General features: G+C 47.7%; 5 protein-coding genes. 2 read left to right on the top strand and 3 right to left on the bottom strand.

What is annotated here, in order from left to right:
- Positions 1 to 770: AraC family transcriptional regulator (locus tag VN105_RS06420; RefSeq protein ID WP_325639060.1), on the bottom strand; the 770-nt coding region annotated here is incomplete at its 3' end.
- A 79-nt stretch (positions 771 to 849) separates the two neighbouring features.
- Here VN105_RS06420 and VN105_RS06415 point away from each other — a divergent pair.
- Positions 850 to 1,266, top strand: a complete 417-nt coding sequence (locus VN105_RS06415; protein ID WP_325639058.1) for a hypothetical protein — start codon at positions 850 to 852, stop codon at positions 1,264 to 1,266.
- Between the two features lie 196 nt (positions 1,267 to 1,462).
- Positions 1,463 to 4,000: a phosphocholine-specific phospholipase C gene (locus tag VN105_RS06410; protein ID WP_325639056.1), complete on the top strand. Its 2,538-nt coding sequence runs from the start codon at positions 1,463 to 1,465 to the stop codon at positions 3,998 to 4,000.
- Positions 4,001 to 4,058: 58 nt separating this feature from the next.
- Here the strand turns inward: VN105_RS06410 and VN105_RS06405 are convergent, their stop codons facing one another.
- Positions 4,059 to 4,751, bottom strand: a complete 693-nt coding sequence (locus VN105_RS06405; RefSeq protein WP_325639054.1) for a hypothetical protein — start codon at positions 4,749 to 4,751, stop codon at positions 4,059 to 4,061.
- Positions 4,751 to 5,749, bottom strand: a complete 999-nt coding sequence (locus tag VN105_RS06400; RefSeq protein WP_325639052.1) for a glycosyltransferase — start codon at positions 5,747 to 5,749, stop codon at positions 4,751 to 4,753. The genes VN105_RS06405 and VN105_RS06400 overlap by 1 nt, the downstream gene beginning before the upstream one ends.
- Positions 5,750 to 5,911: the final 162 nt, after the last annotated feature.

The following is a 5,911-nucleotide window of genomic DNA, read 5'->3' as shown; positions in this document are numbered from 1 at the left end:
CACTCATAGGCGATTTCATTGACATTATTACGGGAATGCAATAGCAGTTCACGGGCATGTTTAAGGCGTGCTTCATTGATCCACTTTTTGGGTGGGGCATCGTAAAGGCGGGCGAATTGCCTTTTAAAACTGCTGAGACTTAATCCGCACATTTTCGCGTATTCTTCCAGGGTAAAAGGCTGGAAGAGATTATTGCGGATAATCAGGGAAATATTTTCCGCACTCTGGTCGAAAAGGTGCGACAGGAATGCCCGGACCTCCTGCTGGTGTTCGCCGCACAGCAACAGCAGTAAGATCTCGTTTATTTTTAATTCCAGCAGCCGGTTGGTATGTACGTGGGGATGTTCCAGGTAGCCCAGGATGCTGTTGCGCACCTGTAGCAGCTCATTTTTACAGGAGATGACTACCGGTAGTGTTGTTTTAATGGCCGGGGCGTGGGCGCCGTTTTCACCGAGAAAAGTACGGAGGAGTGTATCATCCGCGCATACCATCAGCGATTGGTAATCGGTGCCATCCGTAATGAAATCTGTCATGAAGTACACGCCTCTTCTCAGCAGGAGGAGATCGCCGGCATGGGCAATCATATCGCCTTCCGGGAAATGCAGCTGTTTGGTACCCCGGAGAATGAACACCAGGCAGTTTTCTGTAAGAAAGCCCTGTTCTTTACCGGCTTCGGCAGACTGCCGGAACCAGGCTACCACCGACTTTCCGGCATGCTGCAGCTGAACAGAGGGGATATTTTCAAAAGCTTTCGGGTATCGTGGTAACATAGCGTAAAAATACGGATTAGCGCGGAATTATATGTTTATGGCATTGTATTTGGTAAAATGATGTTAAAAGCAACACAATATGAAAACATGGTTCTACCTGCCGCTGCTGTTACTGGGTTTTATATTGCCCGGTTGCACCAAAACCACCAATGAAGTAGTTATTCCTAACCAAACCATTTTATTTGAAATAAGCCCTAACGACTGGGGACAGGATCCTGATGGAACCTTCTTTTATTCTATTCCTGTATCGGAATTAAATAATGTAAACCAGCTGGACGGCGTAATTGTTTCTATGGCGAGGTATGATGCGGCTAATCCATCTGCGGTGCCACAGTCATTTGAATTATTGCCGCAGGTGTATAACAATCAATCCTACTTTGTTATCCACAACGATTCGGCAGTAGAAGTAGACATCAAAGGGGTGAATGGGGCAGCTTCCCAGAAGCCAGCCACCAAAGTGAGAATAAAAATTGTATTGGTGCCTTCTGCCCAGTAACCGGCTTTACCATTTCTCAACATACATAGAAAGGCTTCCGTTAAATGCGGAAGCCTTTTTTATGCACGTTATTACGGAACCATAATAATAAGATAACGACCATTCTTCACAGTAAATAGCATATACCACGGGAATTTTATTATTTTCCATTTTCGTATGATCCCTTTACAGTGTACATGAAAATTTATAACGACTAATGGATAACAGAAGAGATTTTATCAAAAAGGCGGCATTGCTATCCGGGGCTGCCGGTGTTTTCAGCGCCTTACCAGCCTCTATTCAGCGGGCAATGGCCATTGACCCCAAGCCGGGTACCACTTTCCTGGATGCTGAGCACATTGTGGTGCTGATGCAGGAAAACCGGTCGTTTGACCACTGTTATGGAACGCTGCGGGGAGTGCGGGGATATAATGATCCACGTGCTATCCAATTGCCAAACAAGAACCTTGTATGGCTGCAGAGCAACGCGAAGAATGAAACCTATGCCCCTTTCCGGCTTAATATGAAGGAAACAAAGGCCACCTGGATGAGTAGCCTGCCTCATTCATGGGCCAACCAGGTAGATGCCCGTAACAACGGTAAATACGATCAATGGTTATTGGTAAAGAAATCAGGTAATAAGGAGTGGGCGCCTATGCCGCTCACCTTAGGCTATTATAACCGGGAAGATATCCCTTTCTATTATTCCCTGGCCGATGCTTTTACGGTATGCGACCAGAATTTCTGTTCTTCTTTAACCGGTACCACACCGAACAGGCTTTACCTGTGGACGGGTACCCTGCGCGACAGGCAGCACGCAGATTCCAAAGCCAATGTATGGAACGACGATGTGGATTACGGCCGTGAAGCGCATTGGACCAGCTTCCCTGAACGGCTGGAAGACAACGGCGTATCCTGGAAAATTTATCAGAATGAAATCAGCGCTGCCGGCCTGGAAGGGGAGAAAGATGGTATGCTGGCGAACTTCACCGATAACCCCATAGAGTGGTTTGCCGCCTATAATGTACGTTTTGCTGCCGGTCATATTCAATACCTGCAACGTAAAATAAAAGAACTGCCGGAAGAAATAAAAAACCTGGAATCAAAGCTGGGCAGCGCTTCAGAAGAGGAAGCCACCAAGCTGCAAAAGAAACTGGAACAAAGCAAAGCAGCGTTGGAGCAGGCAAAGGTGGATGCAGAAAAGTTTACAGCGGCTAATTTTGCCAAACTGCCCCAGCGCGCGCAAAACCTCCATAACAAGGCATTTACCACCAATATTGCCGACCCCGACTACCACGAACTGGAAACCCTGACCTATAAGGATGGAGACACTGAAAGAACGGTACAGGTGCCCAAAGGCGATATCCTGCACCAGTTCAGAACGGATGTAAATGAAGGTAAGCTGCCCACTATCTCCTGGCTGGTGGCGCCGGGTGAATTTTCAGATCACCCCGGATCGCCATGGTATGGGGCCTGGTATGTATCTGAAGTACTGGACATTCTTACCCGCCGGGAAGAAGTATGGAAGAAGACCATCTTCATTTTATGTTATGATGAGAATGACGGTTATTTTGACCATGTACCTCCGTTTACCGCACCGCATAAACCGGGCACCGGCAAAGTATCCGCAGGTATTGATACCGGCCTGGAATATGTTACACGCGGGGAAGAACAGGCAAAGAAATACCTGAATGCGGATGAGATCCGTGAAAGCCCTATCGGGTTGGGATTCCGCGTTCCATTAGTTATTGCATCGCCCTGGAGCCGTGGTGGTTATGTAAATTCACAGGTGTGCGACCATACTTCCATCCTGCAACTGATGGAGCATTTCCTGCAGCATAAAACCGGTAAGCCTGTTAAGGAAACCAACATTTCCGCCTGGCGCCGTACTGTTTGTGGTGACCTCACTTCGGTATTCCGTCCTTTTAACGGTGAAAAGATCTCCGTGCCTTTCCCGGAAAGGAACGATTTTATTGAAACCATCTACAACGCGAAGTTCAAGAAGCTGCCGGATCAATTCAAGCTGCTCACGGCAGCAGAAATTGCAAAGATCAATGCCAACCCTGCTACAGCGGAATGGATGCCGCAACAGGAAAAAGGTACCCGCGTTGCCAACGCACTGCCTTATGAACTGTATGTGGGAGGAAAGCTGGACGCCGGCAAAAAAACATTCGGGATCAGTTTTGAGGCCGGTGATAAAATATTTGGCAACCGTGCTGCAGGCGCCCCTTTCAACGTGTATGCACCGGGTAAATATTTGCAGGAAGACACGCAAACCATGGAGCCTGTAAGAACCTGGTCGTATGCCGTAAAGGCGGGCGATCAGCTGAAAGATACCTGGCCGCTGTCGTCTTTTGAAGACGCGCATTATCACTTGAGGGTATATGGTCCCAACGGGTTTTACCGGGAGTTTACCGGCGATGCCGGCGATCCGCAGGTGGAAATAACGTGCAACTACCAGCGCAGTATTACCAACAGCAAAAAACTAACGGGCAACGTGGAACTGAAACTGGCAAACCATGGTACACAGCCAGCCACTTTTACCATCGCCGATCTGGGATATAAAAAAGGCGTGCTGAAGAAAACGGTAGCCGCACGCACCACTGCCACGCTGGTAATAGACCTGGCTAAAAGCCAGGGTTGGTACGACTTTTCCGTGAAAGCCTCCGGCAGCAACCTCTTCTCGCAGCGTTACGCCGGCAGGGTGGAAACCGGGAAGGAAAGCATCAGCGACCCGGTAATGGGAAGCATATAATATTTATTCACAACGACAGGAAAGAAGGCGTTTCTCAAAAGGAGGCGCCTTTCCTTTTTTAATGCCCCACCGGGGGCGATTGCTTCTTATCTGTTAGCTTTAACCGTAGTTTGGTTAATAAAGGCAGGATCGATTTACATTTCTTTATAAAGCGCTGCGACAAATCGTGCCGCGACAGGAAGGCATGGTAAATGCGGTCGTTATAAGTGGTGCCATACCCGAATTTATTATGCTCGGGGTGGTGCAGGTACCACTGTTCATCTTCGATATGGGTAGGCCACCAGTATTTTACATTGCCTCCTCTGCGGGTAATTTCTTCTGTCAGGTTTTGGCCCGCGTCCATATCATCTGTCATGTTCATATCCGGGTAGTTCAGCTCTTTCAGGTAAGCGGTGGAAATGCCAAAGAAAAAAGGAGAAACATACAGGTTCTTCGCATCGCGCAGGTGATTGGCGGTTTGTGCAGCGCCCGCAATAGTATGCGGTTCATGGAGATCCTCCAGTAAAGCAGGGAGCCATTCCCCGCGTGTAGGCACGCAGTCTATATCAAAAAAGATCAGGTAATCGGTATCGGTTACAGTCCGGCAAATGTGATTCAGGAAATCGCCATGACTGAACTGCTCATCAATGATGTGATGTACCGGTACGCCGAATTTGCGGAATACTGCTTTTTGATACCGCGGTACTTTCGGGTTTACCTTATGGTTATAGAAGGAGAATATCTTAAATGTTTTTTTTCTATCCTTTGCCATCATCTTTTATTTAAGAACTTTTTAATTGAATTGGTTACTTCATCCCGGCTATCTCCGAAAGGCGAGAGGTAAAAGAGTACCTGCTGTTCTGTAGCCAGGTCTCTTTTAGATAACCCTATCCGTACCAGCAGGATCCGCAGGGGAGTGAGCATCAGCAGGCGCCACCTGTTTTTGTGTTTGTTTTTGTTGTGCAGGTAAAGCGCGCGGTCGTACACGCTTAATACTTTTGTGGCCTCGCGGATACCGTCCATCAGGCGGTCCCTGTAGTCTGTTGTCAGTCTTTCTGCCGGTATAAAATGTTTCAGTTTCAGGTCTTTATCGTAATATAACGTAAACCCCCAAAGAAGCAGTCGTTTGCAATATTCAAAGTCATCGCCGGTGGTGAGTTTTTCCCCGTTCCTGCCGTTCAGGAGAGAAGGGTATTTGTCGTGGAATACCTGGAGGAATAATGCCCGCCGGGTGATGAGTCCTGCGCCAAGTACAAACCCGCGGTGGGTTACATCGCCTGATTCATCTGCAGGAATGCCAATGGCATACTTGTCTTTATACGCTTCAAACCAGTCGGGATAAGCTGCCACATTTGTTACCGGTACATTTTGCCCCCCGGCGGCCCCGATCATTTTATCTTTCTTCATCACCTGCCACGAAAGGTAAACGTAATTTTCATCCAGCAGGTTATCATCGTCACAAAATATCAGGCATTCGTAATTCGCTTCCCTGGCGCCTTTTTTCCGGGCATACATTTGCCCGCGGGTAAGTTCATCCACTACCCTGCACGTGGCATTTACCGGTTGATTGTTCTGCCAGATAGATTTTGCACATTCCACTGTATTATCTGACGAAGCATTATTTACCAGTATAATTTCCCAGAAGAAATCTTCCGGTACCACCTGTTTATTCAAATGGGCCAATGTTTGCGGCAGCCGGGAAGCGCTGTTATAACAGCAAATAATTACGGAAACGCCTTTGACATTACTTTTCGGGATGTTCCACTTCATTTATTCCTGTTTTTTAAATTATTCCACTTTGAGTATCCTGACAATCTGGTTTACCGGCAACGGCACCGGTTCATTCAGCGCCGCGTAAGTGCCCGCGTGGATAGCAATGAACTGTACAAGATCAAACATTTTATGCGGATCTTTACTCCACCGGGCCTTCAG

The organism is Chitinophaga sp., assembly GCF_035564935.1.
Taxonomy (GTDB): Bacteria; Bacteroidota; Bacteroidia; order Chitinophagales; family Chitinophagaceae; genus Chitinophaga.
This window is presented reverse-complemented; position numbering and strand designations above follow the sequence as displayed.